This window comes from Gemmatimonadaceae bacterium, assembly GCA_030647905.1.
Taxonomy (GTDB): domain Bacteria; phylum Gemmatimonadota; class Gemmatimonadetes; order Gemmatimonadales; family Gemmatimonadaceae; genus UBA4720.
The window spans coordinates 1-22,186 of sequence record JAUSJA010000019.1 but is presented as its reverse complement, the minus strand read 5'-3'; the positions used below and the strand labels follow the sequence as shown (position 1 = coordinate 22,186).

At 63.0% G+C, this 22,186-nt stretch carries 23 protein-coding genes; 4 read left to right on the top strand and 19 right to left on the bottom strand.

What is annotated here, in order from left to right; genetic code table 11:
- The 11 genes from Q7S20_04230 to Q7S20_04180 form a co-directional block, all read right to left on the bottom strand.
- Positions 1-273 carry a hypothetical protein gene (locus Q7S20_04230; protein ID MDO8501033.1) on the bottom strand — a complete coding sequence of 91 codons (273 nt, stop codon included), beginning with the start codon at positions 271-273 and terminating at the stop codon, positions 1-3.
- Positions 273-1,250 (bottom strand): alpha-ketoacid dehydrogenase subunit beta, encoded by a 978-nt coding sequence (locus Q7S20_04225; GenBank protein MDO8501032.1) that lies wholly within the window; start codon positions 1,248-1,250, stop codon positions 273-275. Before Q7S20_04225 ends, Q7S20_04230 begins: the two co-directional genes overlap by 1 nt.
- Positions 1,243-2,370, bottom strand: a complete 1,128-nt coding sequence (locus Q7S20_04220) for a thiamine pyrophosphate-dependent dehydrogenase E1 component subunit alpha (protein ID MDO8501031.1) — start codon at positions 2,368-2,370, stop codon at positions 1,243-1,245. The genes Q7S20_04225 and Q7S20_04220 overlap by 8 nt, the downstream gene beginning before the upstream one ends.
- Entirely contained in the window at positions 2,367-3,497 is a 1,131-nt protein-coding gene (locus Q7S20_04215; protein ID MDO8501030.1) for a glycosyltransferase family 4 protein, read from the bottom strand. Before Q7S20_04215 ends, Q7S20_04220 begins: the two co-directional genes overlap by 4 nt.
- 3 nt (positions 3,498-3,500) lie before the next feature.
- Positions 3,501-4,361, bottom strand: a complete 861-nt coding sequence (locus Q7S20_04210; protein MDO8501029.1) for a class I SAM-dependent methyltransferase — start codon at positions 4,359-4,361, stop codon at positions 3,501-3,503.
- Positions 4,362-4,365: 4 nt separating this feature from the next.
- On the bottom strand, positions 4,366-4,659 hold the full coding sequence (locus tag Q7S20_04205; GenBank protein MDO8501028.1) for a hypothetical protein: 294 nt from the start codon (positions 4,657-4,659) through the stop codon (positions 4,366-4,368).
- 7 nt (positions 4,660-4,666) lie between these two features.
- The gene (locus Q7S20_04200) at positions 4,667-5,098 is read right to left on the bottom strand and encodes a hypothetical protein (protein ID MDO8501027.1); all 432 of its coding nucleotides are present in this window, start codon (positions 5,096-5,098) and stop codon (positions 4,667-4,669) included.
- Positions 5,095-6,420, bottom strand: a complete 1,326-nt coding sequence (locus tag Q7S20_04195; GenBank protein ID MDO8501026.1) for an inositol-3-phosphate synthase — start codon at positions 6,418-6,420, stop codon at positions 5,095-5,097. The genes Q7S20_04200 and Q7S20_04195 overlap by 4 nt, the downstream gene beginning before the upstream one ends.
- A gap of 18 nt (positions 6,421-6,438) precedes the next feature.
- Complete coding sequence (locus Q7S20_04190; protein ID MDO8501025.1) at positions 6,439-7,131, bottom strand: CDP-alcohol phosphatidyltransferase family protein; 693 nt, start codon at positions 7,129-7,131, stop codon at positions 6,439-6,441.
- Between the two features lie 135 nt (positions 7,132-7,266).
- The gene (locus Q7S20_04185; GenBank protein ID MDO8501024.1) at positions 7,267-7,605 is read right to left on the bottom strand and encodes a hypothetical protein; all 339 of its coding nucleotides are present in this window, start codon (positions 7,603-7,605) and stop codon (positions 7,267-7,269) included.
- A 78-nt stretch (positions 7,606-7,683) separates the two neighbouring features.
- Complete coding sequence (locus Q7S20_04180; protein ID MDO8501023.1) at positions 7,684-8,979, bottom strand: DUF1343 domain-containing protein; 1,296 nt, start codon at positions 8,977-8,979, stop codon at positions 7,684-7,686.
- Between the two features lie 149 nt (positions 8,980-9,128).
- On the opposite strand from Q7S20_04180, the gene Q7S20_04175 reads away from it, so the two are divergent.
- Genes Q7S20_04175 through Q7S20_04160 form a run of 4 tightly spaced genes read left to right on the top strand, consistent with a single transcriptional unit; the run spans position 9,129 to position 13,849 of the window.
- Positions 9,129-10,979, top strand: a complete 1,851-nt coding sequence (locus Q7S20_04175; GenBank protein MDO8501022.1) for a sodium:solute symporter family protein — start codon at positions 9,129-9,131, stop codon at positions 10,977-10,979.
- 28 nt (positions 10,980-11,007) lie between these two features.
- Positions 11,008-11,364 (top strand): iron-sulfur cluster assembly accessory protein, encoded by a 357-nt coding sequence (locus Q7S20_04170; protein MDO8501021.1) that lies wholly within the window; start codon positions 11,008-11,010, stop codon positions 11,362-11,364.
- Positions 11,365-11,403: 39 nt separating this feature from the next.
- Positions 11,404-12,918 (top strand): sodium:solute symporter, encoded by a 1,515-nt coding sequence (locus tag Q7S20_04165; protein MDO8501020.1) that lies wholly within the window; start codon positions 11,404-11,406, stop codon positions 12,916-12,918.
- Complete coding sequence (locus tag Q7S20_04160) at positions 12,911-13,849, top strand: BadF/BadG/BcrA/BcrD ATPase family protein (GenBank protein MDO8501019.1); 939 nt, start codon at positions 12,911-12,913, stop codon at positions 13,847-13,849. Before Q7S20_04165 ends, Q7S20_04160 begins: the two co-directional genes overlap by 8 nt.
- A 26-nt stretch (positions 13,850-13,875) precedes the next feature.
- Here Q7S20_04160 and Q7S20_04155 read toward each other — a convergent pair whose 3' ends face one another.
- The 8 genes from Q7S20_04155 to Q7S20_04120 form a co-directional block, all read right to left on the bottom strand.
- Entirely contained in the window at positions 13,876-15,123 is a 1,248-nt protein-coding gene (locus Q7S20_04155) for a cation:dicarboxylase symporter family transporter (GenBank protein ID MDO8501018.1), read from the bottom strand.
- 173 nt (positions 15,124-15,296) lie between these two features.
- Positions 15,297-17,789, bottom strand: a complete 2,493-nt coding sequence (locus Q7S20_04150; protein MDO8501017.1) for a sodium-translocating pyrophosphatase — start codon at positions 17,787-17,789, stop codon at positions 15,297-15,299.
- A 115-nt stretch (positions 17,790-17,904) separates the two neighbouring features.
- Positions 17,905-19,383, bottom strand: a complete 1,479-nt coding sequence (locus Q7S20_04145) for an amino acid permease (protein MDO8501016.1) — start codon at positions 19,381-19,383, stop codon at positions 17,905-17,907.
- Between the two features lie 105 nt (positions 19,384-19,488).
- Entirely contained in the window at positions 19,489-20,178 is a 690-nt protein-coding gene (locus tag Q7S20_04140; GenBank protein MDO8501015.1) for a hypothetical protein, read from the bottom strand.
- A gap of 83 nt (positions 20,179-20,261) precedes the next feature.
- Positions 20,262-20,675, bottom strand: a complete 414-nt coding sequence (locus Q7S20_04135) for a biopolymer transporter ExbD (GenBank protein ID MDO8501014.1) — start codon at positions 20,673-20,675, stop codon at positions 20,262-20,264.
- On the bottom strand, positions 20,675-21,151 hold the full coding sequence (locus tag Q7S20_04130; GenBank protein MDO8501013.1) for a biopolymer transporter ExbD: 477 nt from the start codon (positions 21,149-21,151) through the stop codon (positions 20,675-20,677). The genes Q7S20_04135 and Q7S20_04130 overlap by 1 nt, the downstream gene beginning before the upstream one ends.
- Positions 21,152-21,169: 18 nt before the next feature.
- Entirely contained in the window at positions 21,170-21,910 is a 741-nt protein-coding gene (locus Q7S20_04125) for a MotA/TolQ/ExbB proton channel family protein (protein ID MDO8501012.1), read from the bottom strand.
- A gap of 39 nt (positions 21,911-21,949) precedes the next feature.
- Positions 21,950-22,186: energy transducer TonB (locus Q7S20_04120; protein ID MDO8501011.1), on the bottom strand; the 237-nt coding region annotated here is incomplete at its 5' end.

Genomic DNA, 22,186 nt, shown 5'->3' with positions numbered 1-22,186 from the left:
CTAATCCGATTTGCTTGTCGCCGAGTCGCCGCGCCGCAACTTGATCAGCGCGATGACCGGAAGCGTCAGAACACCAATCAACATACCGATACCGGCATACACGTGCCAATCGCACGCCGGGAGGTCGGTAGCCGGCTGGCAGCCCCTGATGCTCCCCACCATCTTCGCCACGAAGACGCCGATCATGCCTCCGCTGAAGAACCCGGCAACGGCCGTCACGCAGCCTACTCCGACGTACCGGGCCGTCCTGTCTTCGTCGTCCACTGGCGGCATCAGTAAGCCGCCAGGCGACGGACCGCCTTCACAATGTCGTTCGTCTGCGGCAGCACGTAATCCTCGAGCGGCGGCGAGTACGGCAACGGGACGTCGGCCGCCGTGACGCGCAGGATGGGCGCATCGAGCCATTCGAACGCCAGCTCGTTGATGCGCGCCGTGATCTCACCCGCCACACCGCCGGTCCTCGTGTCCTCGTGCACGATGAGCACTCGATTCGTCTTTCTCACAGTCGCCACGATCGCGTCGTCATCCATCGGTGCGAGCGAGCGCAGATCGATCACTTCGACAGACAGCCCGTCCTCGCGCTCGAGCTGTTCGGCCGCCTCGAGCGACTTCCAGACCGTCGCCGCGTAGGTGATGATGGACACATCCTTCCCTTCGCGAGCCGTGCGCGCCTTGCCGATTGGAGTGATGTGATCGCCCTCGGGCATCGTCTCCTTGATCCTGCGGTAGAGATACTTGTGCTCGAAGAAAAGGACACAGTCCTCATCGCGAATCGCCGCCTTGATGAGCCCCTTCGCGTCGCTTGCCGTCGCCGGGTAGACGATCTTGAGACCCGGAGTGTGCAGGAATGCCGCTTCCGGATTCTGCGAGTGAAACGGACCGCCGCGCACGTATCCCCCGCTCGGTCCGCGCACCACCATCGGGCACGGCAGCATCGCGCGGTATCGGGCCGTCGCGACGTAGTTGGTGAGCATGTCGTATCCGCACGAGATGAAGTCAATGAATTGCATCTCGCAGACCGGACGCAATCCCATGTGCGCGGCACCAGCGGCCGCGCCGATGATTCCCGCCTCGGAGATCGGCGTATCTATCACGCGCGCTTCCCCGAACCGTGACTGCAGCCCCTCGGTGACCTTGAAAGCGCCGCCGTACGCGCCGATGTCCTCGCCCAGGCAGAAGACGTTGGCGTCGCGCTCCATCTCTTCCGCCAGACCTTCGCGGATCGCTTCCAGATACGTGATCTCAGACATCGTGCGTCCCCCAGCTCGACGGGCGCTCGTTCACTTCTACCGCGGCGCGAACGCCTTCGCGGAACCAGAGCGGCTTCTCCGCGGGCGGATCGGCGTAGATCCCCACCAGTGCGTCGGCCGGCTCCGGCATCGGCGACGCGTCCGCTATATCGGTCGCGCTGTCTATCTCGGCCGTGATGCGCGCGTCTATCGCCTCCAGCTCCGACGCCGCCACGCCGTGATCGCTCGAGAGCACGCGAGCGAAGCGGTCAATCGGATCGTTAGTCGTCGCCCACCGCTCGATCTCGCCAGCCGGCACATAGGACTGATTGTCGTGCTCGGCGTGCCCCTTTCGCCGGTACGTGATCAGCTCGACCAGCGTGACACCTCCGCCGGCGCGGGCGCGGTCCACAGCGCGCTTCGTCGCCTCGTACGTCGCGACGACGTCGTTTCCGTCGGCCTGTTCCGACGCAACGCCGTAGCCGATCGCCTTGTCAATCATCTGCTTCGCCGCCGTCTGCTTCGAAAGCGGAGTCGAGTACGCGTATCCGTTATTCTCGACTACGACGACAAGCGGACACCGCTGCACGGCCGCGAAATTGATGCCCTCGTGAAACGCGCCGGTAGATGTCGCTCCGTCGCCAACATAGACGAGGCCAACGCGATCCTCGCCGCGCATCCTGAACGAAAGCGTGACGCCGGCCATCACCGGCACCATGTCGCCCAGCTGTGAAATCTGTCCGATGAAGCCGCGCACCAGATCGCCGTAGTGGATGTTGAGCTCGCGGCCCCGCGTGGGCGAGTCGCCCTTCGCCATGTACTGCTTGATGATTTCGACCGGCCGCGCGCCCTGCACCAGCATTGACCCGAGGTTGCGGATGAGCGGTGAAAGAATGTCTCCCTTCGACCGGTCGAGCGCGTATGCGCTTCCCACCGCGTCCGCTTCCTGGCCGAGCGATCGAAACAGGCCGCCGACGACTTTCGTCTGCCGGTACAGGTTGGCCAGCCGCTCCTCGAGCGACCGTGTGAGGCGCATGTAATAGTAGAGATCGAGCAGCTGTTCCCTGCCGAGCCCGCCTCGTGCTGTCGCGCCGTTGCTCGTTTCCGCGCGGGCGGCGGATTCGTGTGGTGCCTTGTTCATGTCGTGAGATGTGGTGTCGCGGCCGTCGCCGCAATGCGTCTGATGAACTCCAGATGCGCCTCGGCTACCGCTGACCAGCTGAACCGGCGCGCTGACTGCCGCGCCGACTCGGAGAGGGCGGACCGCGCGGCCGGATCGTCGAGCAGGCGGCCCGCTGCGTCGGCGAGTGCGCGAGGGTCGCCTGGCGGAACCAGGACTCCGCCTCGCGGCGCGTCTACGACCTCGGGAAGCGATCCCGCCGAGCTCGCGACGAGCGGAACTCCCGCCGCCATCGCTTCCGCCGCCGCGAGTCCGAAACCCTCGAACCGCGACGGCATCAGCTGCACCGCCGCTTCGGCAAACAGCTCGTCGCGCTGCTCGTCCGTCACCGCCCCGAGCATGCGCACGTTGTCCTCGATTCCGAGCGCGCGCACCAGAGCGGCGATACGCTCCGCTCCGTTCCCTCTGCCGGCGATGCGCAGCTCGATGCCCGGCCGCTCCCGCGCAAGCAGTGCGATCGCCTCGAGCAGAGTGTCGAGCCCCTTGTGGAATACGTCGAGCCGGCCGAAGTAGAGCAGAAATTCGCCAGGCCGCCGCGTGAGCGTGAAGAGCGCTTCCGGGACTCCCGCGCCGACAATATCCACGGGCAGTTCCGGGGCGACGCGAGCGATCGTCTCGCGCGAAGCGAGCGACGTCGCGCTCGCCCTCCGGGCCCGACGCATCATTGTCCGTTCGATTCTGCCGAGCGCGAGCGCCAGCACGGCGCCCCACCGGTGGCGGGCCGTCGGCTGACTGGTGTGATGCACTGTCACTCCCGTCGGCCGGTCGCGCGGAAGAAAGACGGGACTGTATCCGGAGAAATCGAAGATCGCCGCGTCGTACGGCGCGGTCCGCAGCAGCCTGTTGACCTCGCGCCCCCACGTCAGCCGGCTCCACGCGTAGGGACGCGGCGAGCCCAGTCGCTTGTACCTGATGCCGTCAATGACTTCGTCCCGCGCTCCGGGGAAGTTCCCCGTCGCGACCGTGACATCAACCCGACCCTCGAGCCGCCGATAGAGCTCGCGCACGCGCACGGCGCCACCGCCGCCGACCCAGGGATTCGACAGATCGTCATAAATCACGTGCAGCACCGTCGGCACCGTCGGCACCAACTACGACGCCCTCGCGATGATGAAGTTCGATCCCACGCCGACGTCCCAGATCCAGCGCATCGCCGGATTCTCGAACGGCCAGCGGCGGCTCGATATCCACGCCGCCATGCGCCGCTTGATGCCCGGCCGCACTTCTTCGGGCCGCGATACGCGGTCACGCAGGTAGTTGATCCAGAGCTCGCGCGGCGCCACGGTGATGCGAAACCCGGCTGCGTCGAGCAGCTTTCTGATCGCGCGCCGCGTGGGAATCACGCCAACGTCATACGTGCCGGAGCCGCCTCCGCGAATCTTCTCGAAGTACCAGATCTGCGTTCTGCGGGGCATGAGAACGAGACCGGCGAGATCGTAATGCGGATCGTTCCACAGACTGTACACCGAGAACGGCTTGGGTGTGACCATGTACAGGAGTCCGCCCGGCTTCAGCACGCGTCGTACCTCGCGCAACGTGAGCTCGCGGTCGCCGACATGCTCGAGCACGTTGTCGAGCGTAACGAGATCGAAGCTCGCATCAGGGAACGGAATGGATTCCGCGATCCCCTTCCGCAGATCCACGTCCACGCCATGATCGGCGGCGCGAAGGCGCCCGCGTTCGAGGCTCTTGTCGAAGCACTCGATACCCGCGCACGTCGCGCCCTCTTCGGCGAATGCGATGAGCGCGCCGGCGTCGCCGCAGCCGACATCCAGCACGGCCGAGCCCGCGACGCAAAATTCGGGCGCATAGCGGCGAAGCGTGTCAATGACGAGAAAGCCCCGCTGATACTCGCCGGCGTACAGCCGCTTCCACGTGTCGAAGTTGCGCGAGCTCCACCAGGTCGACCTCGCCTCCTCGAGAGAGGCGAGATATCGCTCCTCGGTCAGCACGGGCTCAGTAAGCTGCTTCGAGCTTGTGAGCGGGATCCGACGTGCGATGCAGCTCGACGAAGAACCGCTTCGCGTTGCGGTCGAGGCGGCTCTCCCCCATCTGGTCAGTACTGACCTCGACGAATGTGTAATGCCCCCCTTCCTTTTTCACCGTGAGCTGAAGCGTGCCCAACAATCCGGAAAAAGTGCGCGAGCGGGCCGTGTGCGCGGACCGCTCGAGCGGGAGCTGCGGAAAGAAAATGTCCGCCACACCGAGAACGTCCGCCGGCGTGAGCTGCGTTCTGAAAAAATGGCGCATGTATCTGCTACTGTGCTGTTGCGTTGTTCACCGTCTGAACCCAATCCACCTTCTCCAGTTTCTGCGTGGAGTCACGCCTGAACTGAAGCGCCATCGCCCAGTCACCGGAGGTCGGGAAAAAGAGGCGCCCGTAATAGGTGCCGACTTCCTTTCCCTTCTGGAACCCATCGTCGGTATTCGCGCCGTCAGAGCTCGTCGCGAAGATCCTTCCCTCTCCCGTCTCGATGGGCTCTCCGGTCTTCTTGTCCTGCACGACGATCCTGTACCTCGCATCCTCGATCGCGCGAGGAGGCATCGGATCAACCGTAATGCGGAACGCAAAGCTGTCCGACCATTGCCGGTTGTCGAGAATCCTCGCGTTCGGCTTGCACCCGGCCGCGAGCGCCGCGGCGAGCAGCACGCCGGCCAGCCGGATGCCGCTTGCCCGCGACAAGATCACGCGTAGTACTCCAGTCCGAGGTGCGTTATCTGGTCTTCGCCCATCAGAAAGCGAAGAGTGTTCTTGAGCTTGGTCTGCTGAATGAACAGGTCATGCTCGGGCTGGAGCCCCTCGGCCGTCATCGGACTCTTGTAGTAGAACGAGAGCCACTCCTGGATGCCCTTCATGCCCGCGCGGTGCGCGAAGTCGGAGAAGAGAGCGAGATCGAGAGCGATCGGCGCGGCAAGAATGGAATCGCGGCAGAGGAAGTTGACCTTGATCTGCATCGGATAATTCATCCAGCCGACGATGTCGATGTTGTCCCAGCCTTCCTTGTTGTCGCCGCGCGGCGGATAGTAGTTGATCCGCACGACGTGCGAGAAATCCTTGTACAGCTCGGGATACAGCTCGGGCTGAAGAATCGTGTGCAGCACGGAAAGCTTGGACTCCTCCTTCGTCTTGAACGATGCCGGATCGTCCAGCACTTCTCCGTCGCGGTTGCCGAGGATGTTCGTGCTGTACCAGCCCGCGAGACCGAGCATGCGCGCCTTGATGCCCGGCGCGATGACGGTCTTCAGCCACGTCTGGCCGGTCTTGAAATCCTTGCCCGAGACCGGAACGCCGCGGTCGATCGCCAGCTTCGTCAGCGCGGGAATGTCAACGCACAGATTCGGCGCGCCGTTGCAGAACGGCACGTTCTCCATGATCGCCGCGTACGCGTAGAGCATGGACGGTGCGATTGCTTCGTCGCTCTCGTCCATCGCCTTCTCGAACGCTTCAAGCGTCGCGTGCTGCGGACCGGGGCGGATGAATATCTCGGTGGATGCGCACCACACGATGACCAGCCGGTCGAGACCGTTCTTCGCCTTGAAGTCGCGGATGTCCTGTCGCAGCTGCTCGGCGAGATCGCGCTTGTTCTTTCCCTGCTTGACGTTGGATCCGTGAATGCGGGTGACGTAGTGGTTGTCGAAAACCGCCGGCATCGGCTTGATGGCCTTCATGAAGTCGGCGACCTTCTCGAGATCCTTCTCGTTGAGAACGCCCGCCTTGCGGGCCGCGGTGTACCCGTCGTCGGGAATCGGATCCCACGCGCCGAAAACGATGTCGTCGAGGCTGGCGAGCGGAACGAAGTCGCGTATCAGCGGGGATCGGTTGTCGGTGCGCTTGCCGAGGCGTATCGTCGCCATCTGCGTGAGCGACCCGATGGGCCTGGCATAGCCGCGCCTTACGCTCTCCACGCCAGCCATGAAGGTCGTGGCGACGGCGCCGAGTCCGGGCGTAAGAATGCCCAGCTTCCCGGTCGCCGGTGCGGGGGGAGTGCGAACATCAGCGGAAGACGGCAAGTCTGTATTCTCCATCCGTTAGGATTGTGCACGCCGGGGCGCCGAGCGCGGCGACGGCGGTGATTTGTCGTTGAGGACGCGCAAAGGCGTCGAGACGGTGTTGAGCGCGGTGCGTCGAACGAAAAGAATGCGCTGGAACGCGGTGATCCAGGCGGTCAGCGTGAGAATGCCGACGACGCAGATCAGTACCCACCCGTTGAGAGCCAGGCCGAAGAACGCCTGCGGCACCGACAACAGCACTACACGCTCGGGCCGCTGCATGACGCCAACCCTGGCATCAATACCAAGGCCTTCCGCACGCGCCCGCGTGTAGCTCACGAGGAACGTGCCGATGATGCCGAGGAGAGAGACCACCACCATCGGCAGATTGTGGTGGACCGGGCTCGTCACGAAAAAGAACGCGATTCCACCGAGCACCACGCCGTCAGCGACCCGGTCGAGCGTCGAATCGTAGAATGCGCCGAATACGGTGGACTGCCCGGTGCGCCGGGCGATGGTACCATCGAGGACATCGAAGATCGCCGTGAGTCCGATGATCCAGCCGGCCGTCCGGATGTGGCCCATCCCGAAAGCGATCCCGCCCGCGACCGTGCAGAGCGTCCCGACGGTCGTGAGGACGTTGGGATTGATCCGGAGCTTCACCAGCAGCGCCGCCACCGGCTCGATTACCCGGAGGTAGCCCTTGATTATCGACTCCCAGATTCTTTTCATGCCAGCGGGCGCGAATAAAAGCCACCGGTCCCGCGTCGCGGGAGTGGGTAGCAGAACGGGCCGAACCGGCTCTCGATTCGACCCGTAAAGCTATTCAGATATTACGCTTATTGCCAGAACGCCCCGCATTCGCCTCTAAGGTACTCGCCACTCATAGTTCGCGGCGAGATAGATGTTGTCACGAGTGTACGAGCGCGTACCGTCCACCGTCCTCGCCTTGAGAGTGGCCGTAGTCCCCGCACTGATCCCGCGTACCGGCACCACTTCCACCGAGTTCGCCGCGACCTGTTTGAGGAACACGTCCGTACCCCCTGTAGTTACGTAGAGATTCACTGCCTGCGTGAGGTTGTTCGTGAAACGGATAGAAACGTCCGCTGCCGGCTGCGCGCCGGTGGTCACTTCGACCTGGCGCGGTCCGCAGGCGGAAGTCGAAACAGCCAGCACCATCGCGAGCGACGCGATCAGGATCTTCATGCTTCGTACCCTCCGGGGTCAAACCAGTGAGCGTGCACGAAGACGGTGGTGCAAGACCTGTGCGAAGCCGATAAGGCGCTACGGATAAAGGAGATAGCGGCGCGCCTTCTCCCTGAAATCGAAAACGGCCTTGTACTCGCGGTCAATCACCACATCGGGGTCCTCTCCGCGCAGCAACGCCTCGCGAACGCGCGCGGCGCCGAACCGGAGATCGAAAGTGCGGTTGTTGAGCCTGAGATCGCTCCCCGATGTTTTCGCTATCGCCCACAGGAGAGCTGCTCCGACGCGCGATGGCTGCATCGAGTTCCGGTTGGTCACGAGGATACGGATCCCCTGAAGCTTCTGGCCCCCGTATTTCCCATCGGTCGGCTTCTCCGGCGTGTACTCCTCAACCAGAAAGCGCACTCCCGGAATCTCGCGATCCTTCAGGATCTTGACCGTCGCCTCGGCCTTGAGCCATGGCGCACCGACCAGCTGAAATGCGGTAGGTGTGCCCCGCCCAACCGACAGGTTTGACCCTTCGAACGCGACGAGGCCGGGATAAACCATCGCGCTCTGCAGCGACGGCAGGTTCGGCGATGGCCTGACCCACGGAAGGCCTGTCCGGTCGAACCACAGCTCGCGGCGCCAGCTCCTCATCGGAACGACCTTGAGATTTGCCTTGATGCCGAGGACGTCGTTGAAGAAGAGAGCCATCTCCCCCATCGTCATCCCGTGCCTGAGAGGCGTCGGATAGAGCGCGTATGCCTGCCCGCGTTTCGCCGGAGTCGGATCATCGGGGTCGGCCAGCGCGCTGTCGAGGAGCGGCCCTTCGACGAAAAATCCGGTGAGCGGATTCGGCCTGTCGAGAACGATGATCGTCTTTCCCGTCCGCGCCGCCGCCCGCATCGAGTACACCATCGCGCCGACATACGTCCATGTGCGCGTTCCGATGTCCTGCAGATCAAACACGAGCGCGTCGAGTTTCCGCATCTCGCTGTCCGGAAACGCTGTTGTCCCCGCGCCGTAAAGCGAGATGATCGGAAGGCCCGACCTGGTATCCACCGCGTCGGCGATGTTGTCGTGATCTTCGGTTCCGCGGATCCCGTGCTCCGGCGAGAACAGCATCACCAGATCCACCTTCTCCTTTTTCGCCCTGTCGTTCCGCAGCAGGTCAATGTCGGAGTCGCCCCTCTCGTTGACGCCGGTCTGATTGGTCAGGAGTCCGATCCGCTTTCCGCGAATCAGCCCCATGCTGTCGCCGAGGAGAATCGAGATGCCGGGTTTCACGCGTTCGGCAGCGAGCTCGTAGGTCGGATCGAGCTTGCCGCTCGTCACGGTGCAGCCGGCGGCCGCCAGCGTCAGTCCGATCAGGGGGATGAAGTATCGCGCCATTGCCATCATTCTCGTATAGTTGACGATCGTGAGTACAGGTACATAATGATACGCGGCACCGTTCCGGTTTGCTCGCGGGTGCCTGTGGCGACCGCGGCAAACGAGCTTCGGCTTGCATTGCTACAACACGTCATCCCAACTCTACCCTCATGACTCTTTCCGCGATTGACTGGGCGATCGTAGCGGCCTACTTCCTCCTCTCCACGGTGGTCGGCCTGATGTTCACCCGAAAAGGCGGCGAGAGCCTCAACGAGTATTTCCTCTCCGGGCGCAACGTGAGCTGGTGGCTGGCCGGCGCATCAATGGTCGCCACCACGTTCGCGGCTGACACGCCGCTCGTCGTGACGGGACTCGTCGCCGCGCACGGTGTCGCCGGCAACTGGCTGTGGTGGAACATGGTGATGAGCGGAATGCTCACGGTGTTCTTCTTCGCGCGCCTGTGGCGGCGCGCCAACGTGATGACGGATGTGGAGTTCGCGGAGATCAGGTACAGCGGCCCGCCGGCGCGATTTCTCCGCGGCTTCCGCGCGCTCTACCTCGCGATTCCGATCAACCTGATCATTCTCGGCTGGGTCACGCGGGCGATGATCAAGATCCTGACGATCTCGCTCGGCGTCTCGCCGATTCTCGCGGTGGGGATCTGCTTCGTGATCACGGTGGTCTACTCCGTGGCCGCCGGGCTGTGGGCGGTGCTGTGGACCGATCTCATCCAGTTCGTCGTCAAGATGTCGGCGGTCATCATCCTCGCGGTGTATTCGGTGAAAGCGGTCGGTGGAATCGCGGTGATGAAGGTCAAGCTGGCCGAGCATTTCGGCTCCAGCGATGCCGCGCTCTCGGTGTTGCCTGTATCCATGGGAGAGGGCGGATTCCACGCCTATGCGTGGATGCCTCTGCTGGCGCTCGGGGTGTTCCTCTCCGTGCAGTGGTGGGCGGCCTGGTATCCGGGAGCCGAGCCGGGCGGCGGCGGCTACGTCGCGCAGCGGATCTTCTCCGCGAGGACCGAGCGGGACGGCGTTCTCGCCACACTCTTCTTCCAGGTTGCGCACTACGCGCTCCGCCCGTGGCCGTGGATCGTCACCGGTCTGGCGACCGTCATCCTGTATCCCGATCTCGTGGACAAGGAATCGGGATATGTGAAGGCGTTCGTGGATTACCTGCCGACGCCATGGAAGGGCGTGATGATGGCCGGATTCGCTGCCGCGTACATGTCCACTGTGGGAACGCACCTCAACTGGGGCGCGTCGTACCTCGTCAACGATTTCTACAAACGTTTCATCCGTCAATCGGAGACTGAGCGGCACTACGTGAAAGTGTCACGCATCGCGACAGTGCTGCTGTTCATCGCGTCTATCGGCGTGACATCGCAGCTTTCCTCGATCGAGCAGGCGTGGAAGTTCCTCCTCGCGCTCGGCGCGGGAACGGGGCTCGTGCTCATTCTCCGCTGGTACTGGTGGCGCATCAACGCATGGTCCGAGATCAGCGCGATGATCACGTCCTTCGTCGTCTCGACGATCGCGTTCCAGACAGTCCCGCAGAGATTCGCGAAGGGCGATCCGAACGCCGACGCCACGATCATGCTGCTTACCGTCGTTATCAGCACGATCGTGTGGCTGACGGTCACGTTCATGACGAGCCCGGAGCCGGATGAAGTGCTGACGGCGTTCTATCGCCGCGTGCGGCCGGGCGGACGGGGATGGCGGCGCATTGCCGAAGGCGCCGGATTCGGTGCCGAAGGGATGGAAGGCGGCGCACTCGCGTGGACCAACTGGATCGCCGGAATCGTTGCGGTGTATTCAACTCTGTTCGGGATCGGGAAGCTCATTTTCGGCGAGACGGGGAGAGGACTCGTTCTTCTCGCCATCGCCGCCGCGGCGTTTGCATGGATTGCGCGCTCCTTCCGGGGATCAGGCAGTCTGGGCGAAAGCGACCGGTCCGCGGGAGCGCGGGCCGATTCACTCGAGCCGGCGGTTGCCCTACCATCGACGCCGGCGTCATCGTAATTTTCGGGAGTCCTCAGGGAGGTTTGCAATGTCTACATCGACAACATCGGATATCGAGATCACGGTCACGCCCGGCGCGGCCGTTGAAGTCAAGAAGTTCATGGAGGCCGAAAGCGTCACCAGCGAGCAGGGCGGACTCCGTGTCAGCGTGCAGCCGGGCGGATGCAGCGGCTTCAAGTACAGCCTTGTAATCGAGGACCGGAGCGCTGAAGACGACTTCGTTCTCGACAACGACGGCTTCAGGGTTTTCGTGGATCCGTTCTCGGCGCAGTACATCTCCGGGGTGACCATAGACTATGTCACGTCAATGCAGGGTTCAGGATTCACTTTCAAGAACCCGAACGCGACGGGTGGCTGCGGTTGCGGTACGTCGTTCACCGCCTGATTTGACGCAGAGTCTCGAGCTCTCATCGAGGGTGGTGGAATGAGGAATTTCACCGCCCTCGATTTTTTTGTCCTCGTCACATACCTGGCCGGCACCACCGCCTTCGGACTGTGGATAGGGCGCCGCCAGAAGAGCGCCAACGACTACTTCATCGCCGAGCGGTCCATACCGTGGTGGGCGGTTATGTTCTCGATCGTCGCGAGCGAGACCAGCGCGCTGACGTTCATCAGCATCCCCGGCCTGGCCTACATCGGAAATCTGGGGTTCCTCCAGGTCGTTGCCGGATACATCATCGGCCGCGTCGTCGTCGCGCTCGTGCTGCTACCGCGATACTACAAGGGCGAGCTCGTCACTGCATACGCGCTGCTTGAGAAGCGCTTCGGACTCGGCACCCGCCGGTTCACGTCCATCGTATTCATGGTGACGCGCGGTGTGGCGGATTCCGTCCGCGTGTTCGCGACGGCGATCCCCGTCGCCCTCATCCTCGAGGGAACGGTGAGACCCGAGTACGCCAAGCCGCTCGCCATCCTGATCCTCGGCGCGCTCACCGTGTTGTACACGTACAAGGGCGGCATGAAAGCGGTCGTATGGACTGAGCTGCTCCAGGCGAGCGTGTACGTCCTGGGCGGAATCTCTGCTGTCGTCCTGCTCGGCAAGGCCGTCGCCGGAGGATGGGGGCACATCACGGATGTCGCCTCCCTTGCCGGCAAGCTTCGCGTCATTGATACGTATATGGGTCTGGACCGGCCTCACACCCTGTTTGCCGGTCTCCTTGGCGGAGCATTCCTGTCCATGGCCTCGCACGGAGCCGATCAGCTGATCGTGCAACGGCTGTTGACCGCGCGGAGTCTTCGTGACGCGCAAAAGGCGATCATCGGAAGCGGCTTCGTCGTCTTCGCTCAGTTCACGCTGTTCCTGTTCGTCGGCGTAGGTCTCTTCGTCCTTTATGGCGGCAAGGCGTTCGCCGCTCCCGATTCGATCTTCCCGACGTTCATTCTCGAGTACATGCCGCCCGGTCTCGTGGGGCTGATTCTCGCCGCGATTCTGGCGGCCACGATGAGCACCCATTCGGGCGCGATCAACTCGCTCGCCGCGGCGACGACGCACGACATCTATCTTCCGCTGTCAAAGCGGCGCGCCGACGACGACGCGACGCTCAGGTTCGGCAAGCTCAGCGCTCTGGTGTGGGGAATTCTCCTTACCGGCGGAGCGCTCCTCTACCGCGAGCAGGGCACTCCGGTCGTGGTCATCGCATTGTCCATCGCCTCGTTCACGTACGGCGCGCTCCTCGGCGGGTTCTTTCTTGGAATCCTGTGGCCGCGGGCAATCCAGCGCGATGCGATCACCGGCATGAGCATCGCGATCATCGTCATGTCGTTCATCGTCTTCGCCAGGCAGCTGCTTCCAATGCTTCCTTCGATGGCCGGCACGCTGACGACGCTTGCCAGGATCGCGTGGCCGTGGTACGTGCTGATCGGAACATCCATCACGATGGCAGTTGGAATGACATCTTCATACACACATGGAAACCGGAAAAGACACCCGGATGACTGATATAGTTGCAGGCGTGGATGGCGGCGGCTCGAAGACGCGACTCATACTGGCCGATGTTGCGGGCAATCACATCGCCGACGTAACCGGGCCTGGATCGGCGATGGCGCCCGGGCGGGCCGATCAGTCCGCCGGCGTGATCGGAGATCTCGTGCGCCAGGCGCTGACGGAAGCCGGACGCGAAGGCGTCCGACCGAAGGTGATGGTGGCCGGAGTCGCGGGCGTAGGGCGCTCCAATGAACAGCGCGCGCTCACCGCTGCGCTCGAAGACCTCGAGCTCGCCGACGCAATCGTCGTCGAGGGAGATGGCGAGATAGCGCTCGCTGACGCGTTCGGCACCGGGCCTGGAATCATTGTCGTCTCCGGCACCGGGTCGATCGCATACGGGCGCGGCCCGTCGCGCACACTCGACCGTTGCGGCGGATGGGGCCCGGCTTTTGGTGACGAGGGAAGCGGCGCCTGGATCGGGCGCAAAGCGCTCGCGATCGTCGCCGCCGCCGCCGATGGACGAGAGCCGGCCACCGCGCTCACCGGCGCGGTCCTTACCGCTGCGCAGATAAACGAGCCATCCGAGCTCATCCCGTGGGGTATTGCCGCAACGCCGCGGCAGCTCGCGGCGCTCGCGCCGGTGGTATTCAACGCTGCGTCCGCGGGAGACGTGCGCGCGAACTCACTGGTCGGGCTCGCCGTCGAAGAGCTTGTCCTGCACGTGCGGGCGCTCGCTATCAGACTTTTTGGCGACGACCGCGCGGCAGTGCCAGTCGCGTTCGCTGGCGGGCTGCTTCTAAAGGGCTCGCTGCTCCGCAAGCGCCTCGAGCAGCGACTCAAGTCAGCCGTGCCAGGCGCTCAGATCCGCGCCGGAGACATCGTCGCAGCCCGGGGGGCGGTGAAGGTCGCGCTAATGCGGATGAGCCGGCAGCCGGTCGCCGGGTAGTTCTATTTCATGTAGCTACGCAGTTATCAGGCAGCGAGCGAAGCCGCCGCAGACTCCCTAACCGGGACAAACTCCCCCTCCCACCGCGCCATCACGACAGTCGCAAGACAATTCCCGACGAGATTCACCGTCGTACGCGCCATGTCCATCAACTCATCCACGCCAAGAATGACCGCGACCGCCTCGAGCGGCAGCCCGAATGCCGTGAGCGTGCCGGAAAGTATCACGAGCGAAGCGCGCGGAACCGCGGCGACACCCTTGCTCGTCAGCATCAGCGTCAGCATCATCACGAGCTGATGCCCGAACGTCATGTGAACCCCAGCGGCTTGCGCGGCGAACATCGCTGCGACCGCCAGATACAGCGTCGATCCGTCAAGGTTGAACGAGTAGCCCGTCGGCATCACGAACGCGACGATACGACGCGGAACTCCGATGGACTCCATCGCCTGCATCGCGCGCGGCAGCGCCGCCTCTGATGACGTCGTCGAGAACGCGATGAGCGCGGGCTCCTTCACGACTCTCAGGAACTGCCTGAGCGGTACCTTGAAGATGATCGCCACCGGCAGCAGCACGCCCAGCATCAGCACGACGAGAGCGCCGTAAAGAGTCAGAACGAGCTTGCCGAGGTTGATGAGCACGCCGAGTCCGCTGTGTCCCACCGTCACCGCCATGGCAGCGCCGATTCCGATCGGCGCGTATCTCATCACGATGCCGGTGAACTTGAACATCACCTCGGCCAATCCTTCGCAGCCTGCGAGCATTATCTCCTTCGGCTTCCCGCGCACCTGCGACAGTGCTACGGCGAAAAGGATCGAGAAGAAGACGATCTGAAGAACTTCGTTCTTCGACGCCGCCTCAAAGAAGCTCTGAGGTACCACGTGCTCGAGGAATCCAGCTCCCGTCGGCGTGCTCGCGGCGAGCGCCTTGCCCGGATCCGCCGGCGCATTGAGAACGACCCCCTTCCCCGGCTGCACGAGATTCGCCGCGCCAAGTCCGATGAACAGCGCCACCGTCGTGACGATCTCGAAGTACAGGATCGACTTGAAGGCGAGCCGGCCGACCCGCTTCATGTCGTCGCCATGGCCGGCGATTCCGACGACCAGTGTCCCGAAGATGATCGGGACGATGATCGACTTGATCATGCGCAGGAACACCGTCGACAGAGGCTTGAGCGAGGTCCCGAAGTCCGGAAACTGCCAGCCAATGGAGACGCCAATCACCATGGAGATCAGAATCCACCTGGTGAGCGAGATGCCCTTCAGATACTTCCACATCTGTCGTCTATGAGGCTGAGGTGATGTCCGCGCCGCGCGACCTGCTGCCGCGCAGCGACGAGTTACGGAACCCGTACGTAAAATAGAGAAGCATTCCGATCGCGAGCCAGATGGCGAACCGCGCCCTGGTGAATGCCGCGCCACCCGTTCGGCGCGAAGAGCGACATGACGGGCTACGCCTGCTGTTCGATACGCATTCCGTAGAACGAGCGGTGCACGAAGAACATTGACGCGAGCAGGAACGCACCCGCGAGAACGTGGCCGAGCATCGGGCCGCGCTGCTCGGTGAGCGAGACGGCCAGCTCCACCGCCAGGAGACCGAACAGGGTCGTGAACTTGATGATCGGGTTGAGCGCCACCGACGACGTGTCCTTGAACGGGTCGCCGACCGTGTCTCCGATGACGGTCGCCGCGTGCAGTTCGGTTCCCTTCTGCTTGAGCTCGACCTCCACGATCTTCTTGGCGTTGTCCCACGCGCCGCCGGCATTGGCCATGAAGATGGCCTGGTACAGACCGAACAGCGCGATGGACACCAGGTATCCGATGAAGAAATACGGCTCGACGAACGCGAACGCGAGCGTCGAGAAGAATACTGTCAGGAAGATGTTGAACATTCCCTTCTGCGCGTACTTCGTGCAGATCTCGACCACCTTCTTGCTGTCGGAGATCGAGGCCCTCTCGGGGCTCTCGAGGTTCATGTTCGCCTTGATGAACTCCACCGCGCGGTAGGCCCCGGTCGTCACCGCCTGAATCGAGGCGCCGACGAACCAGTGAATCACCGCGCCGCCCGTGATGAGACCGAGCAGGAACGGCGGGTGCAGCAGAGACAGGTTGACCACGAGGTCAGGCTGCAGCCCGTGCGTGAGCGAGACGATGATCGAGAAAATGAGCGTCGTCGCTCCAACGACCGCCGTACCGATGAGCACCGGCTTGGCCGTCGCCTTGAACGTGTTGCCAGCGCCGTCGTTCTCCTCGAGCAGGTGCTTGGCGTGCTCGAAATTCGGGGTGAAGGCGTAATCGCGCTGGATCTCCTGAGCGATGCCGGGGATCTGCTCGATGGTCGAGAGCTCGAACACCGACTGCGCGTTGTCCGTCACCGGGCCGTACGAATCAACCGCGATAGTCACAGGGCCCATTCCGAGGAACCCGAACGCCACGAGCCCGAACGCGAACACCGCCGGGGCGATCATCAGAGTTCCCATCCCGAGCGTGCTCACGCCGTACGCGATGGACATCAGCAGCATGATCACGATGCCGAGCCAGTAGGCGCTGAAGTTTCCAGCGACGAGGCCGGACAGGATGTTGAGTGATGCCCCACCCTCCCGCGACGACGTGACCACTTCCTTCACGTGCGTGGACTCGACCGAGGTGAATATCTTGACCAGCTCGGGAATGATCGCGCCCGCCAGCGTTCCGCAGGTGATGACGGAGGAGAGCTTCCACCAGAGAGAGCCGTCACCCAGGTCGGGGATGAGCAGGAACGAGACCACGTAGGTGAGAACGACTGAAACGATGGAGGTAAGCCAGACGAGGGAGGTGAGTGGCGCCTCGTAGTTCATCGCGTCGGCGTTGATGTAGCGCCGCTTCGCGACGGCTGCGTTGATCAGATAGGAGAATCCGCTCGCGATGATCATCATGATGCGCATCGCAAAGATCCAGACGAGAAGCTGCACCTGGGTCTCAGGCGTGGTCACCGCCAGCAGGATGAACGAGATGAGTGCGACGCCAGTCACGCCGTAAGTCTCGAATCCATCCGCGCTTGGACCTACCGAATCACCGGCGTTGTCACCCGTGCAGTCCGCGATCACGCCGGGATTGCGCGCGTCATCTTCCTTCACGTTGAACACGATCTTCATCAGGTCGGCGCCGATGTCGGCGATCTTGGTGAAGATTCCGCCGGCGATACGGAGCGCCGCGGCGCCGAGCGACTCACCGATGGCAAAGCCGATAAAGCACGGGCCGGCATAGTCGCCCGGAATGAACAACAGGATGCAGAGCATCAGGAACAGCTCGACCGAGATGAGCAGCATACCGATGCTCATTCCCGCCTTGAGCGGAATCGCGTAGCAGGGATACGGCTTGCCCTTGAGCGAGGCGAACGCCGTCCGCGAATTGGCGAACGTGTTCACCCGGATGCCGAACCACGCAACTCCATAGCTGCCCGCGATTCCGACCAGGCTGAAGAGGAGGATGATCGCGACCTTCACCGGCTCGAACTTCAGCAGGAAGCCGAAGTAGAGCAGGATAACGAAGCCGATGAACAGCTCCAGGATCAGGATGAACTTGCCCTGCGTGATCAGATACGTCTTGCAGGTCTCGTAAATCAGCTCCGATATCTCGAGCATGGACTTGTGCACCGGCATCTTCCTGAGCTGGCTGTAGATCACCAGTCCGAAGAGAAGTCCGGCGGCGCAGACGATGAGACCGAACAGCAGCAGAGTGCTTCCCGGCATCCCGAGAAAGGACACCGAGGCCAGGTCGGGGATGACGAGGTTGGCCTCGCCGCCCGGACGGTGCCCGGCCTGAAGCGGCATCGCCCCGGTGGGCGCCGTGACTTCCTGTGCCATTGCAATCGGGGCGGTCAGACCGCCCCCGATGAGCGCCAGAACCGCGGCGCAGGCGAACGGTATGACGCGACGGAACACCGGGTGCATCCGAACTCTCATTGAAGCTCTCCTATGGGTAATCGGCGCCGCGGCTGAACGCCGAACGCTGTTGCGAGATGACACGTTCCAGGTACTTCGGTGAAGCGGTGCGGAAGATCCGCGGCGGCGTGTGAGGCTAGGCTTCGACCTTGCGCCAGAGGTAAAACACGGGGATGCCAATCGCGACCAGCACGAGGCCCGATATTGCCTGGGCGCGCGTCTTGTCCGAGATCAGCAGCACTACGGCGATCGTCGAGGCCAGCACGATGTACAGTGCCGGCAGCACCGGATAACCGATGGCGCGATATGGGCGCTCGGCGTCCGGCCGCTTGGACCGCAATATGAAAAGCCCGATCGTCGTCAGAGCATAGAAGATCAGCGCCGCGAAGATCACGTAATCGAGAAGCTGGCCATACGTGCCCGTCAGGCAGAGCAAACTCGTCCACACCGCCTGCACGATCAGGGCAGTCGCCGGAACGTGGTTCCGGTTGAGCTCGCCCGCCCGTCTGAAAAAGAGCTTGTCCCTAGCCATCGCATAATAAACCCGCGCCCCCGATAGAATCAGTCCGTTGTTGCAGCCGAACGTCGAGATCAGGATCGCCGAGGCCATGATCGTCCCGCCGATCGCGCCGAAGATCATCTCGGCGGCGGCGCTTCCGACACGGTCCTGCGTGGCGAACTGAATGCCGCGCCCGATTACGGTAGCGGCATCCTTCGTCCCCTCGAGAGGCAGGACATTGAGGTACGCGATGTTGGCCGCGAGGTAGAGCACGCTCACCAGACCGGTGCCGAGCAGCAGCGCCAGCGGAAGGTTGCGCTGCGGATTCTTCACCTCTGCCGCCGCGAACGTAACGTTGTTCCAGGCGTCGCTCGAGAAGAGCGAGCCAACGAGCGACGCGCCGAAGGCCACGAGGAACGCCGACGTGATGTCCACGTTCCCGACGAACCGGCCCGGCCCGAAATTGGCCGCGATCGCGTCAGAGTTTCTGCCGATGGTGAGGCCAAGCAGAATGAGCCCCGCAAGAGCTCCCGTCTTCACGATCGTGAGCGTCGTTTGAACGAGCTTCCCTTCCCTCACGCCGCGCAGGTTGATCCAGGTGAGGATCCACACGGTGATGAGCGCCACCAGCCGCTGCGGCGTGAGACCGACTTCGATCAGCCCGCCCGGCGTGGTGACGTCGAACTGCGGAAACCAGCCAAACCGGTCAGGCGTGATCGCCGGCCAGAGAACTCCGAGAAATCTTCCGAACGCCACGGCGACCGCCGCGATCGTTCCGGTTTGAATGACTATGAAAAGCGTCCATCCATACAAGAAACCCATGAGAGGTCCCATGGATTCGCGAAGGAAGACGTACTGGCCGCCCGCTCGGGGATACATCGCCGCGAGCTCGCCATAGGCCAGAGCCCCCAACATGGTGATCACTCCAGCGGCGAGCCATGCGAGCATCAGCCACAGTGGCGATCCGACGGTACGGGAGATGTCGGCAGAAACAATGAAGATTCCCGATCCGATCATGGATCCGGCAACCAGCATGGTTGCATCCGTCAGTGTCAGCGCTTTGACAAAACCGCTCGCTGACGCCGTGGCGTCACCGGTCTCGGGCATGCTGCTCATCCATGGTCTCCGCGAGGGGTAGAGACACCGGCAACCGCCCGGTGATCAGGCGCGCGGAATTTACGCAAGAAAGCGCCTTAAAGCCAGCGATGAAGCGGAGTTGAATCAGAAGATGAACTGAATGTCAACCGTGTCGCGCACCGGCGTTCCGTCGGCGCGCACTCCGGGACGGAATCTGAGAGAGAGAAGAACGTCGCGAAGTTTCCGGTTGTATCCGCCATCCTTCGACGGATTGAACCCGAGCAGCTTCGCATTCCCTTTTTCATCCACGTCGAAGTAGGCGATGAGGTGATAGCCCCGCACTGACGCCGGTGCAGGAAGCGGTGGGAGAAAGAACTGAGTCGGTGTCGGCGGATAGTTGGTGCCCGGACCGCCTCCGGTGCCCGGTCCGCTCGCGCCGCCCGTACCGGTGCCCGCGCCGGAACCGATTCCACCGCCACTGCCCGGCCCTGCTCCAGAAGTTCCGGCGCTCCCGGTCCCTGCGCCTCCTGCACCCGTGCCCGTGGCCGGGGCAGAAGCGGTGGGTGGCGCAGGTTGCGTCGCCGTTTTCAGCTCGGGCACCGGCACGGCCTTTTGGTGCTCGACGGGCTTTGGTGGAGGAGCGACGATCGCTGTCGCATCAGGGGCGGGAGAACGAAGCCGCACGTATTGAAGGCGCTGGCCGGCGGGCGAATTTCCCCCGCCTGAGCTCCCGCCACCGCCTCCTTCAGGGCCGGCGCCTCCTCCGCCGATAGCGGGAGCGGCCGTGAAGCCGTTCTTCGCCGCCGGGTAGAGAACGAGGAGAATGACGAGCACATGTGCAAAAAGAGAGACGGCGATTCCCTTCCACCGCCGCTCTCTCTTGCCTGGTACTCCGAACGGTGGTCTGTACCGATTGCCTATGCTGCCGGCTCCTTTGGAGACACGCCGATGACCTTCACTCCGGCACCGCGGGCAACGTCCATCGCGTAGATCACGTCGGAGTATTTCACCCTCGGGTCACCCTTGACGAAGATGATCTTCTCCGGGCGACCGTCGTAGATCTCCTTCAGCCGCGTGCCCAGATTCGCTTTGGTGAGCGGCTCCCTGTTGACCGCAAACTGATTGCCGGGCAGAACTTCGAGAACGATCTGCGGCGGCGGGGTCGAGCTCTGCGCCGACTCGGTGGGATCGGGAAGCTGAAGATCGATTGCCTTCCGGGACATCGGAACGACGAGCATGAAGATGATGAGGAGCACGAGCAAAACGTCGATCATCGGTGTGACGTTGATGTCGTTCGTGAGCCCGCCGTGCCCTCCGCTTGACATTGACATTACTTATTGCCTCCCGCCGGAACACCGCCCATGAGGTTGTCGGTGGCGATCGCCGATTTCGTGCCGGGCTGCTGATCGGTGATCATGCCGGTCACCGCAACGCTGTTGCGTGCCGCGATGTCAAGCGCGTCGAGAACCTTCGAGTATTGCAGATCCTTGTGCGCTTTTATGTACAGCAGCTTGTCCTCGGTGCGATTCTCGTAGATCGCCTGGAGGCGCTGGCCGAGCTCCGCATTGGGGATACGTGCCTTGTTCAGGAAATACTGCCCGTCGGCGTCGATGCCGAGGACCTGGTCGCGCTCCTCTTCAGGATGCGGCTTCAGGTTGACGCCCTGCGGCGGTACCGCCTGGAAGCCGGCGCTGATCGCCGGCACGACGAGCATGAAGATGATCAGGAGAACCAGCATGACGTCGATCATCGGCGTCACGTTGGGCTCTGCCTTGATATCCCCGCTCGCTCGAGTGGACATGGACATGAGAGAATACCTCCGGCTTTACTGCGAGATTGGCGACGAGCCGGACGAGGCGGTGGTGTTGAACTCACGGGTGAAGCGCGAACGGCCGAATTCACCCGACACGTTCTTGATCATGTAGTCGATCATTTCCTTCGACGTGTACGTCATTTCCGCGGTCAGGTTGTCAATCTTGACCTGGAAGTAGTTGTACGCCCACACCGCAGGAATGGCGACGATGAGACCGAAGGCCGTCGTGATGAGCGCCTCGGCGACACCGGCCGAGATCGCGGAGAGTCCGCCCGAGCCCGACGCGGCCATGCCGACGAACGCGTTCACGATTCCCATGGTGGTTCCGAGCAGTCCGACGAACGGAGCCGTGGCGCCGACGGTGGCGAGAACGCCGAGGCCGCGCTTGAGGTCGGTGATCGTCATGAGCATCTCACGCTCGACTGCACGCTCGGCGGAGTTGATGTCACCGACGGTAACGGTGCCGTCATGGATGAGCGGCTTGATCTCGGCCAGCGCGCCACCGAGAACACGGGCGACGTGCGACTTCTTGTACTTTTCCGCGAGCGTGACGGCCTCGGTGAGGTTGTCTTCCTCGAGGAACTGCGAGAACTCCGGCGCGAACTTGCGCGTTTCCGCCTGCGCCTTGTGTAGATCCCACCACTTCTTGACGAAGATGGACAGGGACCAGATCGACATGATCAACAGAATGAATACAATGCCCTTGGCGAACCACATCATCGAGTGCCACATCTCCAGCAGCGAGATTTGCATAACGCGGTGCTCTCCGGTTTCGGTTGGGAGTTGAGCTGGTTAGTTCTGGATGTTGAACACGAACGCTTGCTGCACTAGCTGGCGGACCTTGCGACCGCCGACTTCCGCGGGATAGAAACGCATCCGCGGAAGGTGTGATCTCACGGCCGAGGCGAACAGGTCGTTGCTGGCCTTGAGCACCTTGAAGCTGCCGCTCTCAATGCGACCGAGCGTGTCGACGACGAACTGGGCGGAGACTTCTCCACCCGTTCCGCTCGAGCGAAGTGCCTCGGGAAA

Coding starts and splice junctions, on each gene's coding strand:
- Q7S20_04230 (MDO8501033.1), bottom strand. CDS start 273: ATGCCGCCAGTGGACGACGAAGACAGGACGGCCCGGTACGTCGGAGTA.
- Q7S20_04225 (MDO8501032.1), bottom strand. CDS start 1,250: ATGTCTGAGATCACGTATCTGGAAGCGATCCGCGAAGGTCTGGCGGAA.
- Q7S20_04220 (MDO8501031.1), bottom strand. CDS start 2,370: ATGAACAAGGCACCACACGAATCCGCCGCCCGCGCGGAAACGAGCAAC.
- Q7S20_04205 (MDO8501028.1), bottom strand. CDS start 4,659: ATGCGCCATTTTTTCAGAACGCAGCTCACGCCGGCGGACGTTCTCGGT.
- Q7S20_04190 (MDO8501025.1), bottom strand. CDS start 7,131: ATGAAAAGAATCTGGGAGTCGATAATCAAGGGCTACCTCCGGGTAATC.
- Q7S20_04185 (MDO8501024.1), bottom strand. CDS start 7,605: ATGAAGATCCTGATCGCGTCGCTCGCGATGGTGCTGGCTGTTTCGACT.
- Q7S20_04180 (MDO8501023.1), bottom strand. CDS start 8,979: ATGGCGCGATACTTCATCCCCCTGATCGGACTGACGCTGGCGGCCGCC.
- Q7S20_04175 (MDO8501022.1), top strand. CDS start 9,129: ATGACTCTTTCCGCGATTGACTGGGCGATCGTAGCGGCCTACTTCCTC.
- Q7S20_04170 (MDO8501021.1), top strand. CDS start 11,008: ATGTCTACATCGACAACATCGGATATCGAGATCACGGTCACGCCCGGC.
- Q7S20_04165 (MDO8501020.1), top strand. CDS start 11,404: ATGAGGAATTTCACCGCCCTCGATTTTTTTGTCCTCGTCACATACCTG.
- Q7S20_04160 (MDO8501019.1), top strand. CDS start 12,911: ATGACTGATATAGTTGCAGGCGTGGATGGCGGCGGCTCGAAGACGCGA.
- Q7S20_04155 (MDO8501018.1), bottom strand. CDS start 15,123: ATGTGGAAGTATCTGAAGGGCATCTCGCTCACCAGGTGGATTCTGATC.
- Q7S20_04150 (MDO8501017.1), bottom strand. CDS start 17,789: ATGAGAGTTCGGATGCACCCGGTGTTCCGTCGCGTCATACCGTTCGCC.
- Q7S20_04145 (MDO8501016.1), bottom strand. CDS start 19,383: ATGAGCAGCATGCCCGAGACCGGTGACGCCACGGCGTCAGCGAGCGGT.
- Q7S20_04135 (MDO8501014.1), bottom strand. CDS start 20,675: ATGTCAATGTCAAGCGGAGGGCACGGCGGGCTCACGAACGACATCAAC.
- Q7S20_04130 (MDO8501013.1), bottom strand. CDS start 21,151: ATGTCCATGTCCACTCGAGCGAGCGGGGATATCAAGGCAGAGCCCAAC.
- Q7S20_04125 (MDO8501012.1), bottom strand. CDS start 21,910: ATGCAAATCTCGCTGCTGGAGATGTGGCACTCGATGATGTGGTTCGCC.